This window comes from Clostridium oceanicum, from assembly GCF_039521385.1.
In the GTDB taxonomy this organism is placed as follows: Bacteria; Bacillota; Clostridia; order Clostridiales; family Clostridiaceae; genus Clostridium_F; species Clostridium_F oceanicum.
Window position 1 is genome coordinate 388,792 of record NZ_BAAACG010000006.1, and the last position, 22,441, is coordinate 411,232.

Genomic DNA, 22,441 nt, shown 5'->3' on the forward strand with positions numbered 1-22,441 from the left:
AGGGGGAAATTTAATGACAGATATGTTAAATAAACTTACTTGGGAAGGCAATAGTAAAATGATGTATAAAACGATTTTAAAACATGTACCTAAAATACTTCAAGGTGGAATAGAAAGATTAGTAGAAAACTGGGTTTCTAATAACAATGTAAAAGTAGTTACAGAGGATATAGTTTTTAAAGTGGTAAAAGAGGTTGCACCAAAGCAGGCAAAAGAAAAATTAATACCAGAGTTAAATAAAATGAGATCTTAAAAGGTTACTTAGTGAAATCTTCTTACATTAGTGTAAGGAGATTTTTTAATTATTAAGGAATCTATAAATTTTATAGTAATTTAATCTTCTTAAAAATAAATCAATTCAATTAATAATAGAGTTGTGTAAAAATAGAGTTATGTAAAATTATACTATGAAAATTTATAACTTCTACATTTAAGTTTTTTTATCTGTTTTAGAAAATTATACATATAAAGCTGGGTAACAAATGTTTAAAGGTTAAAAATATATGGTTTTCATAAAATATATATAGTTTCTTGTTAGTTAACTTTATAAACTAAAGTTAACTACAAACCCTTTGAGGTTGACTTTATATGAATATATAATAAAAGCAATAGGAGATGATTAAATGAAAGAGATAAATATTGGAAAAGTTATTATTGCTAAACGTAAAGAAAAAGGGATAACACAAAAGGAATTAGCAGAGTATATTGGGGTTTCTAAAGCTTCTGTTTGTAAATGGGAAATAGGTCAAAGCTACCCAGACATTACTTTTTTACCTAGACTTGCAGCTTATTTTAATATTAGTATTGATGATTTAATTGGATATGAAAAACAGATGACAAAAGATGAAATAAAAAAGTTATATTATAAGCTTTGTTCTGATTTTACTTTAAAACCCTTTGATGAGGTTATTAAAAACTGCCGTGAAATTGTAAAAAAATATTACTCTTGTTTTCCTCTTTTGTTTTATATGGGAGCATTAATTATAAATAATTCACCACTTTCTAAAGACCCTAAAAAAATATCATCTTTAATTGAAGAAGCTAAAGCTTTGTTTAATAGGATAAAAACAGAAAGTGAGGATGTTGAACTTGCAAACAGAGCATTATATATGGAAGCTTATTGTTTTATTATGCTAAAAAAACCAGAAGAGGTATTTATTAAATTAGTTGGAAAAACAGTTAAGCCTAAGATGTCACCAGAATTATTTATGTCTACAGCTTATCAAATGACAGGTGAAAATGATAAAGCAAAGGAAACTATACAGATAATAATTTATCAAAATATTGTTGAACTGTTTTCTATATACCCATCATTTTTAGATTTATATAATGATGATAAAAATCATTTTGAAAAGGCATTAAATCAAATTATTGATATAGGAGAAATATTTAAAATTAAAAAACTCCATCCAACAATGCTTTTAGGGGTGTATCTATCAGGTGCTCGAGGGTTTATAGCTTTTAAAGATAATGAAAAAGCAATTGATATGATACAAAAATATGTAGATCTTATAACAAGCGATATTTATCCCATTAAACTTAAGGGAGATGACTTTTTTGACTCTATTTCTAATTGGCTTTCAGATTTAGATTTAGGTACTAAGGTACCTAGAGATGAAAAAGTTATTAAAAAAAGTATGGTAGATTCAATAATTAATAATCCTATGTTTAATGTACTTTCAGATAATCCTAGATTTGAATGTATAAAGGCAACTCTTAAAAATAACTTTTGTGAAAAATAGCGGATGAAAATAGATAAAAAATAGTTGTTGTATTTAAATTATAACTATAGAAATAACCCCTTTAAGTAACTATGTATACTTGAAGGGGTTAGGTTGTTAATCTAAATTTTAAGTGATAACTACAGTCTATAATTCCTTTGTTGAATTTTGTTTAATCGGATAAAAAAATATCTAGAATTGTTAATAAATTATTGAATGTGTATATATTTTTTGTTAATATAATAATGCTTGTAATTTTTTCCTTTATTTTATATATTAATGTATAAAAGTAAAAGAATTTATTTAATTAATATTTTTGGTTATATGCTAAAAAATAGAATTAAAGACAAGCATAAAAGTAAGGATATTTGTTAAGGAAGAAAGGTGATTAGTTTGTTATATTGCAAGAAATGTGGTAATAAATTAAATGAAGGAGATATGTTTTGTGGTAATTGTGGACAACCAGTAGAAGAAAATGACTCAAGTTATGACAAAAAAGAAAAAAATAATATTGATGTAGAAAAGATTATGAAAGATGTGACAATGAAGGAAAATGTTAATTATTTACTTAATATGATAGTTAAACCTATGGATTCTTTAAAAAATCAAATGAATAAATGTACAGATGCTTTTTTTTATGTGTTGGCTTTGGTTTTATCATTAATTATATCAGTAACTCAGATATTAATTATAAAAATTGGAGTAAAGAGTATTATGAGGTTACTTGGAGAACAAGGAGGCATATTTAATTTATTTAACCCTGGGAATTATATGGATGAGATAAATGGTATGTTTACTAAAATGTTTATACAATCGGCTATATGGTCTATTATTAATTTAATATTTTTAACTTTAATTATATCTGGAATTATAAAAGTTATGAAAAATATTAACTTTAATGAAATATGGAAAAAAGTATTTAAAGTTTTAGTGTCTTGCATGATACCATTGGTATTTTTCTATTTTATAGGTGCAATATCTTTAGCTATTAGTATTTATATATCTATAATATTTATTTTTATAGGTGGACTTATATACATAATAGGTTTGTTTAAAGGATTAAATTATCATTTGAAATTGAATGAAGATAAATGCATATATGTTGTTGCTATGGGGATTTTAATTAACTTATATTTAAGTACTAAGATTATAGGATTTTTAATTACAGCATAATTAGAGGGAGAGAGTATATATGAATTTTTGTACTAAATGTGGCCAAAGGATTGAAGAAAATGAAAATATTTGTCCAAGATGCGGAAAGAATTTAGAAGACAATAATGTAGATGTAAAAAAAGAAGATAATAAATTAGTATTAGAAAAGGAAGATAATAGCACATTAGAAATTAATAAAAAACAAGGAAGTACTAAGAGCAGTGGAAAGACTTTAAATAATTTTTATCTACGTAATAAAAAACATAAAAAAGCAGCAATTATTTTGGTATCAATAATAATTTTACTCTTAATAGGTTATAAAGGTCTTAACAAGTATTATTCAAACCCTCTTAAAATAGTAAGTGAGTTTGAAAATGCAATTGCAAAAAATGATAAAGCTAAAGTAGCTAAGATGTTATACTGTGAAAACTCATCATTAGAAATAGATAAAAATAATGTGGATAGTTTTATTAAGTATTTAAAAGATAAACCTGCTTATTTAAATAAAGTAGTTAGTGAATTAAAACAGGATGCAGGTCTTCTTAAAACTGATACTTCTAAAGATGTATTTAATGGATTTGATAGTACAAAAGAATTATCTATTAATAAAAAAGGATCTAATTTAGTAATCTTTCCTGCTTATAAAATAAAAGTAAATCCATATTTTATAGATTTAAATGTTAAATGTAAAGATGCAAATATAACTATTAATGATAAAAAATTAGTAAAAACTGACAAAAAGGAATTTAAAAAGCAATTTGGTCCATATCTTCCAGGTAAATATACTATAAAAGCACAAGTGAAAGGTAAATACGTCTCCATAGATGATAGTAAAAGTATCGATACATCAACTGGAAATTCAGATGGTAAAATATCAGTAGAACTTTTAGAAGATGCTAAATATGTTAAAGTAGATTCAAAGGAAAAAAATGCTGAACTTTTTATTAATGGTAAAGATACGAAAACTAAAGTTTGTAATGCTGGAGAAATTGGTCCTGTAGATGAAGATACTAAGTTTTATGCAATACTTAAAAATGATAAAGGTACATTTAAAAGTGAGGAATCAACTGCAGAATATGGTGATTTAATAAGTTTAAGTTTCTTAGGAGCTGAAGCAATTTCTTCAGAAGTAGAGGGACAGCTTACTTATTTAATGAATGATTTTACTAGTAAGTTTGTACAAGCAGTAAATAATGGTGATTTTAGTTATATAGAAAAATATTTATATAAAGATAGTAAACTTTATAATGAAGACAAGAAGTTTGTGAAAAAATATCATGAAGATGGTATATCAGAAGACTTATTAACATGTAGTCTTAAAGATTATACATATGATGATAAGAAAAAAGAAGGAACAATAAAAACTGAGGAATCATATAACATTTATTATAAAGATGGAAGCAAAAAACATAAACAATTCAATACAAAATATAAATTTAAATATAACGAAAAAATAGATCAGTATCAGTTAACTGAGATGCTTTAGTATTAGATATTTGAAGAACTAGTGTTATTTACACTAGTTCTTTTTATTAAGAAAATATGAAATATAGCTTAATATTTGAATCAAATAAAATGGTATTTATAAAAAGAAATGATTAAAGTTAATTAAATAAAATCTTCTTATTGTAACGCAAATAATTTTTTAGTAGTACAGTCCTTTTTATTTAATATGACATATATATGTCATATTTATCTGATATTATATATATGAGGTGACAATATAAATGCAAATTGATAGATTGTTTCAAATAGTATATATATTATTAAATAGAGAAAAGGTAACTGCAAAGGAACTTTCTGAGACCTTTTCTGTATCTACAAGGACAATATATAGGGATGTGGAAACTCTTTCTTTAGCAGGGATACCTATTTATACAAACAAGGGAAAAGGCGGAGGAATAAGTTTATTAGACAATTTTAAAATTAATAAATCAGTTTTGTCAAATGAAGAGCAAAATAATATATTAGTTGGGCTAGAAGTACTTAAAGCTACTGAATATGAAGATGTTAATGGAGCCATTTTAAAATTAAAAAATTTGTTTAATAAAAATAATGATAACTGGATAGAAGTTGATTTTTCAAATTGGGGAAGTTCAAAAGAAGATAAGGTTAAATTTGAAGCACTAAAATATTCATTAGTAAGTTGTAAGACTATAAAGTTTGATTATTATAATTCATCAGGAGATAAAACAAGTAGAGATGTAAACCCTATTAAACTAGTGTTTAAACACAAATCATGGTATTTAAAAGGATTTTGTTTATTAAAAAATAGTTATAGAACTTTTAAAGTTCATAGGATGAAAAAAGTAATAGTAACTGAAAATACTTTTGATAGAGAGAATTATAATTTAAAGGAAGAGAAATCCAGCTATGAAGAGTCTAGAAGTTTAATTAATTTGAAAGCAGTATTGAACCCAAAAGTAAAATATAGAATTTATGATGAGTTAGACGAGAAGTGTATAACTAAAAATTCAGATGGAAGTTATACTATAGATATTATAATGCCAGAGAATGAATGGTTATATAATTATATAATATCCTTTGGTGAAAATATTAAAGTTATTAAGCCTACCTATATAAATGATATTATAAAAAATAAATTAGAAAAAATTTTAAAAAGTTACAAATAATTTCTTAAACAAGACATACTGTTGTCATATTACATTCATTATACTATATTTAGATTTTAAAAATATATTGAGAGGAAAGTATAATGAATTTTTAATAGGTTTTCATTATATAAGGTGATAGTATGGAATATAAAATAGTAAGATTAGATAAGAAAATTGTTGTAGGAAAGTCAATTAGAACAACAAATGAAAATGGAAAATCAATGAAAGATATTGAAAAGCTATGGGGAGAGTTTATAGAGAAAGGTATATATGAATCAATTAAAAATAAGTCTAACGAAAAAGGTATAGGATTATATACAGAATATGAAAGTGATAAATCAGCTCCTTATACATTTATGTGCGGATTAGAAGTAGATGAAATTAATAATGACAATTTTGATACAAAAATTATAAATAAAGGTAAATACGCAAAGTTTACTATTAAAGGTGATCCCAAAAATAAAGTAGGAGAGGCTTGGAATGAAATATGGTCTATGGATTTAGATAGAAAATATGATACTGATTTTGAACTTTATCATAATGATTCAAAAGATATGAATAATCAAACTATAGATATATTTATATCATTAAATTAATAGTTAAAGGTAGGTGAAATAAAATAAGCATTATAACAGTAACAGAAAATAATATTGATACAGAACATATTTGTTGTGCTATATCAGATAAAAAAGGTGATAACTCTGCTTCTAGTAAAAAGTTATGGATGAAAAAGCGATTTAAAGATGGATTAGTTTTTAAAAAACTTGACGAAAGAGGAAAGGTATTTATTGAATATATACCTGCTGATAAAGCTTTTGCTCCAATTGTAGCGGAAAATTATATTTATATAAATTGTTTTTGGGTATCTGGAAGATTTAAAGGTAAAGGTTATGGAAATATTCTTTTAAATGAATGTATTGAAGATGCCAAAAATAAAGGTAAAGATGGATTAGTTGTTTTATCATCAAAGAAAAAGAAGCCTTTTTTATCAGATCCTAACTTTCTAAAGTATAAGGAATTTAAAGTTTGTGATAATGCTGATCCTTATTATGAATTATTATATTTACCATTTAATGAAGTGTCAAAAAAACCTAGATTTAAATCTTGTGCTAAAAAAGGAACTATAAATGAAAAGGGGATAGTTTTATATTATACTAATCAATGTCCTCATACAGAAAAATATGTTAGGGTAATTGAAAAAATAGCCATTGAAAGAAATTTAGATTTTACTATAAAAAAGATAAATACATTAGAGGAAGCACAAAATGCTCCCTGTCCTTTTACTACATATACTTTGTTTATAAATGGAAAATTTAAAACAAATGAGATACTTTCAGAAAAAAAGTTTCTTAAAATATTAGAATTAAAATAATAGAATAGTCTTTATTTACTAAGTTACATTAATAATTATTAATGTAACTTGAGTTTAATAAATTTAAAGTAAAATTTTAACAAAAAAGTAAGGCACATTCAAATAAATAACTAGTATACGGACCTGTTATTTATTTTCATATGCCTAAAGTCTATGATTTATAGTGATATTATTATAAATCATAGACTTTATATTAACCAATAACACAAGTAATTCCAATAGATTCTATTATATCTTTAATATGATTCATTTTATTAAGAGAAGGAGGTTCAATGTTAGGAATTTTATATTTCATTCCTAATTGTTCATACTTTCCTTGTCCTAATTTATGATAAGGTAAAATATTTATCCTTTCGATTTTATTTTCCAAAGAAAATTTTGCTGTTTCCTTTATATTTTCATCATCATCATTTAACCCAGGAATTATTGGAACTCTTATGACAACAGGCTTATTTTTAGATATAGTGCTAATGTTTTCAAGGATTAAATTGTTAGGAACTCCTGTAAGGTCTTTATGTCTTGTAGAGTTCATATGTTTTATATCTATTAAAAATAAATCTGTAAGATTGATAAATTCTTTTACAATACTAGGTTTTAAAAACATAGCGCTTTCTATTGTAGTATGAATGTATTCTTCTTTGCAGGCTTTAAGAATTTCTAGTGCAAACTCATGTTGATAAGTGGGGTCTCCTCCAGAGAGTGTTATGCCGCCCTTATTTCTATAATAAGGCATATCTCTTTTAATTATTTTTATAATTTCATCTACTGTCATAGATTTTCCTGTAACTTTTAATGCATCATCAAAACAGGCATCTTTGCAGTTTAAATTAACACAGTTTATACATTTATGTTTATCAAATTTTATTATTAATTTCCCTTTTGAATCATAATCTGATCTAATTGCATCTTTAGGGCAGGATTTTATACAATCTAAACATTCAGTGCATTTTGTTTTATGATAACGAATTTCTTTAAGTGGATTTTGACCTTCAGGATTAGCACACCATAAGCATTTAAGTGGGCAGCCTTTTAAAAATATAATAGTTCTTATACCAGGTCCATCATGGAGGGAAAAACTTTGAACGTCAAAAACCATACCTTCTTTTTCATAGTTTATCAATATTATTCACCCTTTATTTTAAGTATTAATATTATCATATATCCTAAGAAAACAAATTAGGATTTATTAGAGAAGTTAGAAGTTTTCCTAGGAATATATGCTTTTATAATCTAAATAGGATTATGTTTTTTTAAAATCCTGTGGATCCATATTCTGTACGAGCAATGATTTCATCTTGTATTGGTTTTCCAAGTTCTACCCAATAAGCACTAAATCCAGCTACACGAACAATTAAATCGCGATATTTTTCTGGGTGTTTTTGTGCATCACGGAGCATTAAAGAATCAACAATATTAAATTGAATATGATATCCACCTTGTTCAAAGTATGTTTTAACTAAGTCTATTAATTTATAAGATCCCTCAAGTTTTTTTATAGCATTAGGATGTATTTTCATGTTTAGTTGAACACTTCTCATTTTAACAGAATCTAATTTTACACCAGAACTTAATAAAGCAATTGGACCATTTACATCAGTTCCAGGAGTAGCTGATAATATGCCATCAGTTAAACTAACTCCAGCAAGTCTTCCATCAGGAGTTGCTCCACATACTCGTCCAAAAGGACCGTGGGCTGATATTGATAAAGCAGCTGGAAGCCAATTAAGTCCTAAATAGGTAGTTTCTGAAAGACAAGTGTTGTTAAAATGATTCCATAATTCAACAAATATATCATCAACATAATCTATGTTGTTACCAAATTTAGGTGCATCTAAAAGATTTTTATGAAGCTTTTTATATTTAGAATATATTCTTTTTTGTTCTAACATTGAAAAGTTTCCTATCTTATCAGCACGTTCAAAGCCGAAATTTTCTGACATTGCAGTTTTTATTTCCGTTAGAGTATAAGATCTATCTTCAAAAACTAGTTTCTTGATTGCAGAGAGACTATTTGCTACATTCACCATACCAGAGTTTAGTAAAGTTACACTTTTATTGTAACGTGCTCCATTAGAATCTAAAGGCTTTCCTTTAGATACACAATCTTTAACTAATACAGAAGCCATAATAAGAGGATTTATTTCTCTGTGAACTGCCATTACATAATTCCAGTAGTGCATATATATCCTTAAAAACTTTTCTTCTACGTAAAACCATGCTTTTTTTAATTCATCAAAAGTTTCAAATTCACCTAAAGGCTCAAATAGTCGTATTCCCGTTCTAGGATCAACTCCATCATTTAAAACTATTTCAAGGCATTTAACTTCATTGAAAAATCCAGGATGACAAATTCCATGGCAAGTACCTTCCATTTGAAGTTCAACACATCCACCAATGGCTACATCTCTAGCATCTTCGATAGTTATGCCTTCTTCTCTATGATTTTGAAGTAAATGTTCAATAGATTTTTCATTATTAAACCAAGCAGGATATCCAGCACCAGTTTTGGTACATTCAGCGGCTTTTATAAGTAGTTTATTGCTAGTTTTAGAATTTACCATAATTCCTAAAGTAGGTTGGGTAGTTTGCATGCTTGTACCAGCTTCAAGAATAATTTCTTCCAGCTCGTTGTCACAGCATTTTCCATGTTTATCAACGCCACCAACTACCATGTGTTGAAATAAGTTACCAGATGCTAAGGCTTCCCAGCTTCTAGGAGATACATATTCTTCACTTGAAAATTTGATTCTCATAAGTTCCATAAGTTCAACTACTTTTTCTCTAGTAATACGTTTTATTTTAATATCTTTTTTGTATAATGGATATAATAATTGTCCCCATCTTCCAGGAGAAAGTCCTACTATAGGACCATCTAATGCTACTGCAATATGGGCTATCCATGCAGCTTGCAGGCCTTCACAAAAGGTTCTTGCAGGATTTTTAGGAACCCATTTTAAGGCTTTAGCCATTTTTAAAAGTTCAATTTTTCTTTTTGCATCTTCTTCTTTTTCAGCCAATTTTAAAGCTTTTTTTGAATAGTTATCAGCCCAGTTTATAACACCTTCACAAACTAATATAGTAGCTCTCCAAAACATTATTTTTTCAGATACTTCTCTAGTAGTTGGAAGAGTATTTTTTATTTTTTTTGTGCAATCTTTAATAACAGAATTTAGACCTTTATTTACAACTATATCGTAGGCAGGAACAAAGCGTCCTTCCATAATAGATACAAGGCTTGGAGGATATAATACTGATTTAAAAGCATTAGATAAATCTTCATATTCTGGCATAGTATCTTTTAAAAACTTATTGGCTTCATCTTCTATACATTTTCCTTCCCAGTATTTGCAGCATTCTTTTAGTGGTTTTATATCTTCTTTATCCATACTAAATATACCCATTTGGATAAATTTATCATCTTCTTTATGTTTTCTGCCACCGCCCATGCCAACATCATAAATATTATCATCTACTCCAGTTGCATTTTTTATCATATGAGGATAAAATTTTTGGCTGTATTGTAGATATACTGGTGCTCCTCTCATATACCTAGTTTTTTGCATAGTTATAAGTTCATCTTTTAAAATTACAGGAGTTATATTTTCAATAGCATATTTATAGGCTCTAGCTCTTCTTATTAGTAAAGGTTCACCTTCAGATGCTTTCCATTCTTTTGTATATAAAATACTAAATTCAGGATCTAACATGCACCTTGAATCTAAAAAAACTTTTTTTATTCTCTTTCCTCTTTCAGTTGTCGGTTCTTTTTTTACTTCCCTTGTAATATAGCTATCTTCTTTAAGCTCTTCATCAGTAGGAGGCCATTTAGGTGTTTTTAAATTTTCAAAATCTAAAGTGCTGGTTTTCATGTAGTTGCTCCTTTCTTTATATAAGGCACATTAAAAAATAAATAAGTCAGTATCCTAATCTATTTTGCAAACTACTTTTTCCTTAGAGCCTATTAATAGCAAAACTATTAGTAGAACCTAAGTCATTGTATTTTACAAAATATTCGTCCCATCTTTGAATTACTACTTATTTTAATATGCCTAAAACAAATTATTGATAGTGGTTTGTATTAGATTAATACAAAAATTATTATTTATGGATTTTAAATTTACTGTAACTTAGATAAAGGCATAATGAAATATAAATACAAAGATATTGTAACATTAATTTACAATTTATAAAATATTTACATATGAAATCCAGGTTTTAATTTAAATATTTATATTAATTTAAAAGGAATTTTTTAATTATTTAAAAGTATTTATACAGAATAAATTTAGCAAATAAGAGGGACACTTAAAATTAGTAATAAAATATTATGTTTTATTTATTTACAAATTTAGCCATGGTTAATATATAACTAATTAGTCTGTCAGCCTATTTTGTAAACTAGCTTTTTCTTTTAATCTACTAAACATATTAAAAAAACCAGTATGCTAGTCTATTTTAAAAATTACTTCTCTATTAGAACCTACTAATAGCAAAACTATTAAGAGAAATAAAGTTATTGTATTTTACAAAATATATGAGATGTTTTTAATTTGTTATATATTTTATAGGGCAAAAATATAAAAAAAGGGGTGTAGAATATGGATTTGAAAATTGGAAATTTTTTTGTGAAAGATATCCAGTTTGGAGAAACTACGTCTTATAATGATGGAATTTTAACTATAAATAAAGAAGAAGCATTAAATTTTGTTAAGGAAGATGAGCATATAACAGATGCAGACCTATTAATAGTAAAACCAGGAGATGAAGTTAGACTTGTTCCTGTTAAAGAAGCTATTGAACCTAGAGTTAAAGTAGAGAGTGGAGAAACAATATTTCCAGGATATACTGGGAAAGTAGCTCCTGCTGGTAATGGAATCACTCATGCATTAAAAGGCTGTAGTGTTTTAGTAGTAGGCAAACACTGGGGTGGATTCCAAGATGGTCTTATAGATATGTCAGGAGAAGGTGCAAAATATACTTATTTTTCAAAATTAAAGAATATAGTACTTGTTGCAGATACTGATGAGGATTTTGAAAAGCGTGAACAACAAAAGAAAAATAGAGCATTAAGAATGGCAGGACACAAACTTGCTGAATATATAGCAACTTGTGTTAAAGATTTAAAGCCAGAAGAAGTGGAAAAGTATGAATTAGATGAAATTACAAAAAGAAATAAAGAAGTTTCAGATTTACCATCAGTAGTATTAGTAATGCAACCACAATCTCAAATGGAAGAAATGGGATATAACGATTTAGTTTATGGTTGGGATGCAAACCATATGGTTCCAACTTTTATGCATCCAAATGAAGTTTTAGATGGTGCTGTTATTTCAGGAAGTTTCATGCCTTGTTCTTCAAAATGGTCAACATATGACTTTCAAAATAATCCAACAATAAAAAAATTATATAGAGAACATGGAAAAACCATTAATTTTTTAGGAGTTATAATGTCAAACTTAAATGTTGCATTAGAACAGAAAAAACGTGCAGCTTTATTTGTAGCTCAAATGGCAAAATCTCTTGGAGCAGATGGTGCAATAGTTGCAGAAGAAGGATATGGAAATCCAGATGCGGATTTTATAGAATGTATAGTAGCTTTAGAAGATATTGGAGTTAAAACCGTAGGAATAACTAATGAATGTACAGGAAGAGATGGTCAATCTCAACCATTAGTTACATTAGATGAAAAAGCAGATGCAATAGTTTCTTGTGGAAATGTTTCTGAACTTATAAAACTTCCTCCTATGAAAACTGTTATAGGAGAACTTCAATCTTTAGCAAGAGATGGCTTATCTGGAGGTTGGGCAGATGATGAAATATTAGGTTCATCAGTTAAAGAAGATGGTTCAATAATAATGGAAAACAATGCAATGTTTTGTGGAGACCAAGTAGTAGGATGGTCACCTAAGACAATGAAAGAATTTTAGGGAGGTGCATTTTATATGAAAAAAGCAGTACTATATTTAAATCAATTCTTTGGGCAAATTGGAGGAGAAGATAAAGCAGATTTTGCTCCAGAAATAAAGGAAGGTTTAGTAGGACCTGCTACAGAGCTTAATAAAAAACTTAAAAATGCTGAAGTTACTCATACAGTAATATGTGGAGATAACTTTATGGGATCTAATAAAGATGAAGCAGTGGAAAAAATCCTTGGATTTTTAGAAAGTATAGAATTTGATATATTTTTTGCAGGACCTGCATTCCAGGCAGGTAGATATGGAGTTGCTTGTGGTAACATATGTAAAGCTGTTAAAGAAAAATTCAATGTTCCAGTTATAACTTCTATGCATGTGGAAAATCCAGGAGTAGATATGTTTAAAAAGGATATGTATATATTTAAAGGTGGAAATAATGCTGGTAGGATGAGAAAAGATATAAAACCTATGGCGGAATTTGGAGATAAAATCTTAGCTGGAGAAAAATTATTGTCAGCAGAAGAAGAAGGGTTTTTTAAAAGAGGAATAAGACATCAAGTTTGGCTTGATAGTGAAAAGCCTGCAGCAGATAGAGTCGTAGAAATGATGATTAAAAAATTAAAGGGTAAAGAATTTGAAACAGAACTTCCAATTCCAAAACTAGATAGAGTAGAAATTGCAAAGCCAATAAAAGATTTAAGTAATGCTAATATAGCTTGTGTAACAACAGGTGGAATAGTTCCAGTAGATAACCCAGATAGAATTCAATCAGCTTCAGCTACAAGATGGGGAAGATATGATATATCAGCTTTAGATGATTTAGAAGGTGGAGTTTATAAAACTATACATGCAGGATTTGACCCAGCTGCAGCAGATGCAGATCCAGATGTTATAGTACCTTTAGATGCTTTAAGAGCATATGAAAAAGAAGGCAAAATAGGGAAAGTACATGAATATTTCTATTCAACAGTAGGAACAGGAACAACAGAAGCAGAAGCCTCTAGAATGGCAAAAGAAATAGTAGAATATTTAAAAGAAGCTAAAGTAGATGGAGTTGTATTAACTTCTACATGAGGAACTTGTACTCGTTGCGGTGCAACAATGGTAAAAGAAATAGAAAGAGCAGGATTTCCAGTAGTTCAAATGTGTAACTTAATACCAGTTGCTAAAACTGTTGGAGCAAATAAAATGGTACCAACAATATCTATACCATATCCACTTGGAAATCCAAAAGATCCAAAAGAGGAGCAATGGAAATTAAGATACCATAGAGTAGGAGTAGCATTAGATGCTTTAACTACTGACATTGAAGAACAAACAGTATTTGATGTTAAAATCTAATAAATATAATTTATTAGATCTAAAACACTGGTTTTTTAAGCCAGTGTTTTAGATAAATATGAAGGAGCTGTTTTAATGAATGAAAAAAAGATAGAAGATAATAAAGTTTTTATAGGATCTTTAATAGTAGTTTTTTCAATAGTTTTATGGGGATTATTTGCTCCCGGTAATTTTTCAGATGTTAGTAATTCTGTTTATGGATTTCTAACAGGAAATTTTGGCTGGTTATACCTTATGGCAATGTTTTTCTTTGTATTATTTGCATTAATATTAGCATTTAGTAAATATGGAAAAATAAAGCTTGGGCCAGATGATTCAAAACCAGAATATAAAACATCTTCATGGTTTGGAATGCTATTTGGTGCAGGAATGGGCATAGGTTTAGTATTTTGGGGAGTTGCAGAACCACTTTATCATTTTACTAGTCCACCTTATGGACTTAAACCAGGAAGTGTAGAAGCTGCTAATTTTGCAATGAAAACTTCTTTTACTCATTGGGGTTTTCATCCTTGGGCAAGTTATAGCATAATTGGGCTAGCTCTTGCATATTTCCAATTTAGAAAAAAAAGACCAGGTCTTATAAGTAGCATTTTTATACCTCTTATAGGTGAGAAAAGAGCAAAAGGAACTTTAGGTAAAGTAATTGATGGGTTTGCAGTATTTGCTACAGTTGCAGGAGTTGCAACTTCTTTAGGACTTGGAACTCTTCAAATAAATAGTGGATTTAACATGTTATTTAATGTGCCTAAAACTACATTAGTTCAATTAATAATAATAAGTGTTGTTACGGTAATATTTATATGGACTGCAGTTTCAGGTATTGAAAAAGGTATCAAGTTATTATCAGATATTAATTTGATTTTAGCATTTGTTTTATTAATGTTAGTTATATTAATAGGACCTACATTAAAAATATTTAATTCTTTAACTAATGGACTAGGATTTTATATAGGGGATTTTGTAAAGGATAGTTTAAAAATAGAAGCTTTTGGAGATAACACATGGATTGCTAGTTGGAGAATTTTCTATTGGGCATGGTGGATTGCTTGGGCTCCATTTGTTGGAACATTTATAGCAAGAATATCAAGAGGTAGAACTATAAGAGAATTTGTTTTAGGTGTTATGGTGGCACCTTCTATAGCTTCATATGTATGGTTTGCATCTTTTGGTACACTTGGAATAAATTTAAAAGAAAAAATAGCTTTTCCAGCTCTTAAGAAAATAGCATCAGTTTCAGATACTGCATTATTTTCAGTAGTTAAAAACTATCCTTTAGCTACAATAATTTCTATAATAACTATAATATTGTTATGTACGTTTTTTATAACATCAGCAAATTCAGCAACATTTGTTCTTGCTATGTTTACCTCAAATGGAGATTTGAATCCTAAAAATTCTAGAAAGATTTTATGGGGAATAATTCAAGCATTACTTGCAATAGTTCTTTTAATGAGTGGAGGACTTAAGAGTCTGCAGATTATATCTGTAGCTGCAGCGTTCCCTTTTATATTTATAATGATATTTGGTTGTCTGGCTTTAGTTAAAGCATTAGGAAAAGAAAAAATATAGATATCTATAAAATTTTTTATATTAGACGTATTGAAATAAATAACTAGTTAGTATGTTTGCTATTAAAGATATAACATAGATAAATTAACTATAATAAATGGAGGAAGGAAATAATTATGAGTTTATTTAAAGAAGGAAGAAAAGTAATAATTATTGGAGACAGAGACGGTATACCAGGACCTGCTATAGAAAAATGTTTAGAAAAAACAGAATCAGAAGTTGTATTTTCATCAACTGAGTGTTTTGTCTGAACTGCCGCTGGTGCAATGGATTTGGAAAATCAAAAAAGAGTAAAAGCATTAACTGATAAATATGGAGCAGAAAATATAGTTGTAGTTTTAGGTGCAGCAGAAGGTGAAGCATCAGGACTTGCAGCTGAAACTGTTTCAAATGGAGATCCAACATTTGCTGGACCTTTATCAAATGTAGCTTTAGGATTAAGGGCATATCATGCAGTAGAACCAGAATTTAAAGAAGAAGTAGATGAAGAAGTATACGATGAACAAATAGGTATGATGGAAATGGTTTTAGATGTTGATGAAATCATAGAAGAAATGACTGATATAAGAGAAGAATTTTGCAAATTTAAGGATTAGCATAAAAATATAATAAGTTATTAATGAGTATAGAATTAATGGATATAGATTAGATAATGTTATTTTTTTTGTGATGTTATAAGTTATATAGTTTAAATATATTTTCAGCCTTATAAAAGATAAGTATAACTTTTATAAGGCTGTTTTAGATTATATAAGGCATATGAAAATAAATAACAGGTCAAAGATGCGACGGATATTTTGTGAAATACAATGACTTGGGTTCTACTAATAGTTATGCTATTAGTAGGTTCTAAGGAAGAAGTAGTTCACAAAATAAACTAGCATACTGACTAGTTATTTATTTGAATGTGCCTAAAATAGGTAGTAGTAATAAATTATTGATGAAAATATTAAAGGCTAGTATTAAAAAGTATTAATAAATTATTTTTAGTGAAATGATGTCCATAAGCTACCTTTGGTATTTATTATATAAATTATTTCTTCGTAAGGTATTTTAAAAGTTGGGAATCCTGCTGAATAGGGTGCTATTTCATAAGGAGTAAAATAAATATATAAATTATTGTCATCTAAATAAAAAGGTTGATCTTTAGATATTCCTTTATAACTATGGGGGAATATACAGCTATATTGAGGTTCATTTTTTATTTGATATTTTATAAGGGAACTTAGTATTTTTACATAATCGCTATCCTTTTTAAATAGATCTTTAAGTTTATAAAATTCTCCTGTAACTAAGTTTATGTGAGGATAGGTTTTATTTGGCATTCCATGAGCTGCCCCAAGAGGAAATTCATACCCATATAAATTTAATACTAATAAATCTTTTTTAAAAAACTTTACTTCAAAATCGCCACTATATGTTGATTTTACATTCTTATCAAATGATTTAGGATAGAAATTAGATAAATTAAATAGTTTTGTATTTACTCTTTTTTGGGTAAGTTTATTTTCCATTCCTTCAACTTGAGGAATATATACAAAATAATTATTAGTTGGTTTAAATTTGTCTTCTTTAATTGAGAACATATTATTTAGTTTTATTATGTTATTTTGTTTCCATACTAGTTTACCATTTTTATCATAATAAGATGTTCTGGTATCCATAAGGGAACTAACTAAATCACCTATAAAAGATAAGATACCAATACCCTTTACTATAGGAAGGGTCTTTGAAATATTACCTTTTTTATTTACAAAAAAGGTCTTCTTACCATCAGATGCACAAGCGAAACCTTTATTATATCTAAAAATATCATTAAATTTAAAATTAGTTAAAAAGTTTCCATTTATATCTGCAATACTATATTTTAAATTAATACGCGGTTTATTAGTATTTAAAGCCATACCAACTGAAACTCGATTTTCTCCTAACTGATTCATATTATTAAATTTAGGAGGTATAACATATCTTCCCATTTTATCTATAAGGCCATATCCATCTGCAAAATTTTCAGATGTACATACAACAGCTCTACCATTTAAAAATGGGAATGCCATATAAAATATTGGATTTATTATGATTTTTCCACTTTCATCTATATATCCGTACTTACTATCAGCACTTTTTTTAAATTGTAAAAGACCTTCCCTAGGTTCACCTACATAAAAATAGCTGTATGAGTTTAAAATTTTTCCTTCTTTATTTATAAGAGAATAATTATTATCATGAATTTTAACTATTGCTTTACCACTATTAAAACTAGTTCCGTCTTCATATTTAGCAGGTATTACTTCATTTCCTTCTCTATCTAAATACCCACAGACTTCTTTTCTATGATTGGTATCTTTTTTTGTAAATAAGGCTCTTTCATCTTTATAATTTTGTATAAAAGTATAATGAGGATTTTTTGTAACTATTTTTCCAGTTTCGTCTATAACTTTATAGGTATCTTTATAAGTTACAATAGATCTTCCGTCAGAAAATTGTTCTATACTTCCATATTTTATTGGAACAATATAATTACCACTAGTGTCTATAATTCCAACTAGGTCATCTTTACTTACAATAGCCAATCCATTTTCTTGAAAATCATAGGCAAAATCATATTGAGGTTTAATAATAAAATTACCGTTATCGTCTATAAAACCCCATTTTGAACCCTCTTTAGTTTTTATGCTTGCAGGATAAAGTTTTATTTTTTTAGGAGGAGTAGATCTGCTACAGAACTTATTTTTTAAATCATAGTCTGCTATTTTATACCATATACCATATAAGTTTTTTAACACCATAACATATTTTTTTTCTTTCAGTGTATAATAGGAAACAATTTCTAATATACCATCACAATCAAAATCTATAAAGTAGATAGCAAAGTGTCTGTAAGGATCATTCATTATGATTAATTTAGCATCTAAAGGAATGAAATTTTTAACTAATTGTACTGGGAAATTTGGATTCCACATATAATAACCTTCCTCTAAAATTATTCATATAACTATATTATTAGGTTAATAAACATTACGTTACATATTATAGGCTTCTATTTGGAAGTACTAATAATATTGAACTATATTTTTATTTTATTATGGATATTTTAATATATTTATTGTAAAAATGAGAAATATTTAATAAATTTTATAAAAAGTTACAATATAAGTATAAATTTTTTTCCTACATTCTTATAATAGTATATGATAAGGAAAATTTAAAACTTTGGAGTGATAAGTATGAAACACGGTGGAAAAATAAATAATTTAAATCAATCAGTTATAGAAAAATTTGAAAAATCTTATTGTTACTGTGAGATTATAACGAATTTTTTTCAAGTAATTGAAGATATACATATATTAAGTTGTAATAAAGAATTTAAAAAAATAACTGGAATAATAGAAAATAAAGATAACTACATAGGTATATGTGAAAAATATAAGGTAGATTTAATAGATAAAATTTCTAAAAATATAAAATCTACTAATAAAGAATATGATTTTGAATGGTATTTTAATAAAACCCAGAAGTGGGGAAGATTAAAAATATTTATAGGTGATAAAAAACATGTGCTTATTACTGTAGATGATGTAACTTTTTATAAAAATAATCAACTTAAATATGAATATATAGTAGATAAATCCTTAGAGACCATTATTATAAGAGAATTAGATGGAAGCATACTTTATTGTAATAGTACAGGATGTGATACATTTCAATATAAACTGGATGAAATAATTAATATGAATGTCAAAGATTTAATTGACAAAGCTATAGAAGGTTATAATAGCTTTTTCCCTTTAAATACAATTACTGAAAGACTTTATATAAAAAAGGATAAAACAAAGTTTTTTGCAGAGGAGATAACTAAAATTTTAAAGGTAGGGAACAAGTCCCATATTGTAACTTATATAATTGATATTACTGAAAAAAAGATAAAGGAGAAAAAATTTAAATATTTAGCTTATTTTGATTCTCTTACAGATTTACCTAATAGAAATTTTTTCAATATGGAATTAAAAAAAGAACTAGAAAAAATTAAAAAATATAATGGAAATTTAGTAGTTATGTTTTTAGATTTAGATAATTTTAAGTATACTAATGATACCTATGGTCATGGGATAGGGGATAAATTATTATGTGAGGCTTCAAAAAGGGTGAAAAGTGTACTTAGAAAAGATGATTTAATTGCTAGAATAGGTGGAGATGAATTTACTATACTATTAAAAGATATAAAAAATATAGATAATGTTAAAAATGTAATGGAGAGAATGATAAAATCTTTTGATTCACCAGTTTGTATTGAGAAAAATATTATTATAAATATGGAGTTTAGTATAGGAATGAGTATTGCACCTAGAGATGGAGAAAATGTAGAGGAATTAATTAAAAGAGCAGATAAAAACATGTATGCAAATAAAAAAAGCAAAAAGAATAAATAATATAAAGTCTTTATTAAAATTAATTTTTAGGTATCATTTAAATTTACATGCTCATATATTATTATAGAAGTATTTTTATAAAGGTAAGTTATGTACATTTAATTTTGTGAAGGAGCATGTAAAATATGATTAAAACTAGAAACTTTGATGTTGTATACTATGTTGCATCACAATGGGAGTATGGATTTATAGGTGAAATAACTATAAAAAATACATCTGAGGAAGTTATAGCTCCATGGAAATTAAAATTCCATTTTAAAAATAAACAAGAAATAATTGCCCTTTGGAATGGTAGTTTTACTCAAAGAGGAAAAGAAGTAGTTATAGAAAATGCTAATTATAATAAAAAAATAAGTCCAGGAGAATCTATTCATATAGGATTTTGTGCAAATACTTTCGGAATTAATGAAAAACCAACAGATTTCACCTTAAATGGTAAAAGACCTATACTAGATTTTGGTTTTCTAGAAATAGTTGTTAAAAAACCATCTTTTAATGAAGAAATTTTTGTTCCTGAAGTAACAATAGATAATATTAAAACTAAACTAAACTTTGGGGAAAAAATAAACTTTCAATTAATAGATGGACATGAATATGCTATAAAATCAAAGGTTTATAAGGATGAAAATTATATATACAAGCCTTTTGTAAGTGAAGAAAAGATAATGATAGAAAAGTCTATAGTAAAAAAAGTATTTATAGAATATGAAAAAAAACCTATAGATGAAAATATAAATTTTGATGTCAAGTATAGTATAGAGTCAGAATGGGATTCTGGATTTACTGGTAAAATAATTATAGAAAATACAGGAGATTTAGTAATTACTCCATGGAAGCTTCAGTTTGATTTTAAAGGGGATCAAAAGATAACTTCACTTTGGAACGGAATTTATACTCAAGAAGAGAAAAAGGTTACAATAAACAATGATGATTATAATAAAGAGATAAAACCGGGAGGGGTAGTTAGTATAGGATTTACAGCTAGTTTTTCAGGTGTTAATGAAAAGCCGGATAACTTCAAGTTAAATAATAAAAGTCCAGTAATAGAATATGGATTTGTAGAAGTTACTGTAGAAAAACCATCCTTTGATCAATCTATTTTTAAGCCTAAAGTTAGAATAGCAAGTATTACAAAACAAATATATTGGGGAGATAAATATAAATTTAAAGTTGAATCAGGTAGAGAATATAATATAGAAGCTAATAGTTTTAAAGATGGAATATATATATATAAACCTAGTATAAAACCTAAAACTGTTATAGTAAAGGCCAATGAAAATAAAAAGGTTAGTGTTTCTTATGAAGAATTAGAATCTAATGAAAATATATTTTGTGGATATTTTCCTTCATGGAAGGAACATTGGGTAAGTAGTGGTGACTTAACAGATTTAGCTAACTTGCCTTCTTATGTAAATAGAGTTATATTAGCATTTGCAAAACCGGATATGATATACAATGGAGATTACGATATATCAAAAACTGGTTTAGAATTTCCCTATGATGCAACTGTTTTAAAAGAAGCCATTATATATCTAAAGAAAAAGAATCCAGAAACTAATGTGCTACTATCTGTAGGTGGAGCTACTTATGTTAATTGGAAGGGATTCAATGAAAAAGATATAGCAAGGTTTGTTAAAGATTTTAATTTAGATGGTGTAGATATAGATTATGAACCTAATAGAGAGTGGGGCTGTAAACCAGATAAATATGGAGTTATTTATTGTAAGACTGATAATGAATATGTTTCATTAATAGAAAAAATAAGAAGAGAACTTAAAAGACCATATATAATTTCAGCAGCGCCACTTAGTGTAGGAGCTTATGGACAGGGTAAATTTAAAGATTCACCACCAGCTTCATTAGACAGTACTGGTATGATGCTTGATGTTATAAGTAGAGCATCAAATAAATTAGATATAATAAATGTTCAAGGATATAATGCAGGCCCAGAATTTAACCCATTAGAAGCTACAGAAGCTTATAGCTATTATTTTAAAGGAAGTGTAGCTATGGGAGTTATGGTGCCACCAGAAGACTTTAGTACTGGTAAATGGACAATAGATAAGATAGAAGAAGTAGGAGATTATATTAATGAAAATAATTTAGGTGGAATGATGCTTTGGGATTTATACAGAAAAACAAAGGAAATGGATAGTCAAACTATGGCAAGTGCAATTGCAAAATCCTTAGGCTTTGAAAATTATAAAGAGACACTGTTTCCACTTCATAGAAAAGAATAAATTAAAGCATATTAAAAAAATAAATAAGTTAATATGTTAGTTTATTTTTTTAATTATATCTTCCTTAGAATCCACTAATAGTAAAA

16 protein-coding genes are annotated in these 22,441 nt (G+C 27.2%); 13 read left to right on the forward strand and 3 right to left on the reverse strand.

Annotation, left to right across the window (positions count from 1 at the left end):
- The first annotated feature begins 13 nt into the window (after positions 1 to 13).
- The 7 genes from ABDZ71_RS05325 (at position 14) to ABDZ71_RS05355 (ending at position 6,860) form a co-directional block, all read left to right on the forward strand.
- Entirely contained in the window at positions 14 to 253 is a 240-nt protein-coding gene (locus ABDZ71_RS05325) for a hypothetical protein (protein WP_343759569.1), read from the forward strand.
- 370 nt (positions 254 to 623) lie between these two features.
- Positions 624 to 1,742, forward strand: coding sequence for a helix-turn-helix domain-containing protein (locus ABDZ71_RS05330; protein WP_343759570.1), 1,119 nt, complete (start codon positions 624 to 626; stop codon positions 1,740 to 1,742).
- Positions 1,743 to 2,114: 372 nt separating this feature from the next.
- The gene (locus ABDZ71_RS05335) at positions 2,115 to 2,894 is read left to right on the forward strand and encodes a zinc ribbon domain-containing protein (RefSeq protein WP_343759572.1); all 780 of its coding nucleotides are present in this window, start codon (positions 2,115 to 2,117) and stop codon (positions 2,892 to 2,894) included.
- A 19-nt stretch (positions 2,895 to 2,913) separates the two neighbouring features.
- A complete protein-coding gene (locus ABDZ71_RS05340; protein ID WP_343759573.1) occupies positions 2,914 to 4,359 on the forward strand; it encodes a zinc ribbon domain-containing protein in 1,446 nt (481 codons plus the stop codon).
- Positions 4,360 to 4,600: 241 nt separating this feature from the next.
- Positions 4,601 to 5,506, forward strand: a complete 906-nt coding sequence (locus tag ABDZ71_RS05345) for a helix-turn-helix transcriptional regulator (protein WP_343759575.1) — start codon at positions 4,601 to 4,603, stop codon at positions 5,504 to 5,506.
- A 122-nt stretch (positions 5,507 to 5,628) separates the two neighbouring features.
- Positions 5,629 to 6,084 carry a GyrI-like domain-containing protein gene (locus ABDZ71_RS05350; RefSeq protein ID WP_343759577.1) on the forward strand — a complete coding sequence of 152 codons (456 nt, stop codon included), beginning with the start codon at positions 5,629 to 5,631 and terminating at the stop codon, positions 6,082 to 6,084.
- 23 nt (positions 6,085 to 6,107) lie between these two features.
- Positions 6,108 to 6,860, forward strand: coding sequence for a GNAT family N-acetyltransferase (locus ABDZ71_RS05355; RefSeq protein ID WP_343759954.1), 753 nt, complete (start codon positions 6,108 to 6,110; stop codon positions 6,858 to 6,860).
- Positions 6,861 to 7,053: 193 nt separating this feature from the next.
- On the opposite strand, the gene ABDZ71_RS05360 is transcribed toward ABDZ71_RS05355, so the two are convergent.
- Both ABDZ71_RS05360 and ABDZ71_RS05365 read right to left on the reverse strand, forming a co-directional pair.
- A complete protein-coding gene (locus ABDZ71_RS05360; RefSeq protein ID WP_343759579.1) occupies positions 7,054 to 7,980 on the reverse strand; it encodes an indoleacetate decarboxylase activase in 927 nt (308 codons plus the stop codon).
- Positions 7,981 to 8,110: 130 nt separating this feature from the next.
- On the reverse strand, positions 8,111 to 10,729 hold the full coding sequence (locus tag ABDZ71_RS05365; RefSeq protein WP_343759581.1) for an indoleacetate decarboxylase: 2,619 nt from the start codon (positions 10,727 to 10,729) through the stop codon (positions 8,111 to 8,113).
- Between the two features lie 729 nt (positions 10,730 to 11,458).
- Between ABDZ71_RS05365 and ABDZ71_RS05370 the strand changes: the two genes are divergently transcribed.
- The 4 genes from ABDZ71_RS05370 (at position 11,459) to grdA (ending at position 16,281) form a co-directional block, all read left to right on the forward strand.
- Positions 11,459 to 12,787, forward strand: a complete 1,329-nt coding sequence (locus ABDZ71_RS05370) for a glycine/sarcosine/betaine reductase component B subunit (RefSeq protein WP_343759583.1) — start codon at positions 11,459 to 11,461, stop codon at positions 12,785 to 12,787.
- A gap of 15 nt (positions 12,788 to 12,802) precedes the next feature.
- A complete protein-coding gene (grdH, locus tag ABDZ71_RS05375) occupies positions 12,803 to 14,116 on the forward strand; it encodes a betaine reductase selenoprotein B (RefSeq protein ID WP_343759585.1) in 1,314 nt (437 codons plus the stop codon).
- A gap of 75 nt (positions 14,117 to 14,191) precedes the next feature.
- The gene (locus tag ABDZ71_RS05380) at positions 14,192 to 15,685 is read left to right on the forward strand and encodes a glycine betaine uptake BCCT transporter (protein ID WP_343759588.1); all 1,494 of its coding nucleotides are present in this window, start codon (positions 14,192 to 14,194) and stop codon (positions 15,683 to 15,685) included.
- 116 nt (positions 15,686 to 15,801) lie between these two features.
- Entirely contained in the window at positions 15,802 to 16,281 is a 480-nt protein-coding gene (gene grdA / locus ABDZ71_RS05385) for a glycine/sarcosine/betaine reductase complex selenoprotein A (RefSeq protein WP_343759590.1), read from the forward strand.
- 390 nt (positions 16,282 to 16,671) lie between these two features.
- On the opposite strand, the gene ABDZ71_RS05390 is transcribed toward grdA, so the two are convergent.
- Entirely contained in the window at positions 16,672 to 18,648 is a 1,977-nt protein-coding gene (locus ABDZ71_RS05390) for a WG repeat-containing protein (protein WP_343759591.1), read from the reverse strand.
- A gap of 264 nt (positions 18,649 to 18,912) precedes the next feature.
- Between ABDZ71_RS05390 and ABDZ71_RS05395 the strand changes: the two genes are divergently transcribed.
- Both ABDZ71_RS05395 and ABDZ71_RS05400 read left to right on the forward strand, forming a co-directional pair.
- A complete protein-coding gene (locus ABDZ71_RS05395) occupies positions 18,913 to 20,115 on the forward strand; it encodes a sensor domain-containing diguanylate cyclase (RefSeq protein ID WP_343759593.1) in 1,203 nt (400 codons plus the stop codon).
- A gap of 125 nt (positions 20,116 to 20,240) precedes the next feature.
- Positions 20,241 to 22,355, forward strand: coding sequence for a cellulose binding domain-containing protein (locus ABDZ71_RS05400; RefSeq protein WP_343759594.1), 2,115 nt, complete (start codon positions 20,241 to 20,243; stop codon positions 22,353 to 22,355).
- Positions 22,356 to 22,441 lie beyond the last annotated feature (86 nt).

Coding starts and splice junctions, on each gene's coding strand:
- ABDZ71_RS05325 (WP_343759569.1), top strand. CDS start 14: ATGACAGATATGTTAAATAAACTTACTTGGGAAGGCAATAGTAAAATG.
- ABDZ71_RS05330 (WP_343759570.1), top strand. CDS start 624: ATGAAAGAGATAAATATTGGAAAAGTTATTATTGCTAAACGTAAAGAA.
- ABDZ71_RS05340 (WP_343759573.1), top strand. CDS start 2,914: ATGAATTTTTGTACTAAATGTGGCCAAAGGATTGAAGAAAATGAAAAT.
- ABDZ71_RS05345 (WP_343759575.1), top strand. CDS start 4,601: ATGCAAATTGATAGATTGTTTCAAATAGTATATATATTATTAAATAGA.
- ABDZ71_RS05350 (WP_343759577.1), top strand. CDS start 5,629: ATGGAATATAAAATAGTAAGATTAGATAAGAAAATTGTTGTAGGAAAG.
- ABDZ71_RS05365 (WP_343759581.1), bottom strand. CDS start 10,729: ATGAAAACCAGCACTTTAGATTTTGAAAATTTAAAAACACCTAAATGG.
- ABDZ71_RS05370 (WP_343759583.1), top strand. CDS start 11,459: ATGGATTTGAAAATTGGAAATTTTTTTGTGAAAGATATCCAGTTTGGA.
- ABDZ71_RS05380 (WP_343759588.1), top strand. CDS start 14,192: ATGAATGAAAAAAAGATAGAAGATAATAAAGTTTTTATAGGATCTTTA.
- ABDZ71_RS05390 (WP_343759591.1), bottom strand. CDS start 18,648: ATGTGGAATCCAAATTTCCCAGTACAATTAGTTAAAAATTTCATTCCT.
- ABDZ71_RS05395 (WP_343759593.1), top strand. CDS start 18,913: ATGAAACACGGTGGAAAAATAAATAATTTAAATCAATCAGTTATAGAA.
- ABDZ71_RS05400 (WP_343759594.1), top strand. CDS start 20,241: ATGATTAAAACTAGAAACTTTGATGTTGTATACTATGTTGCATCACAA.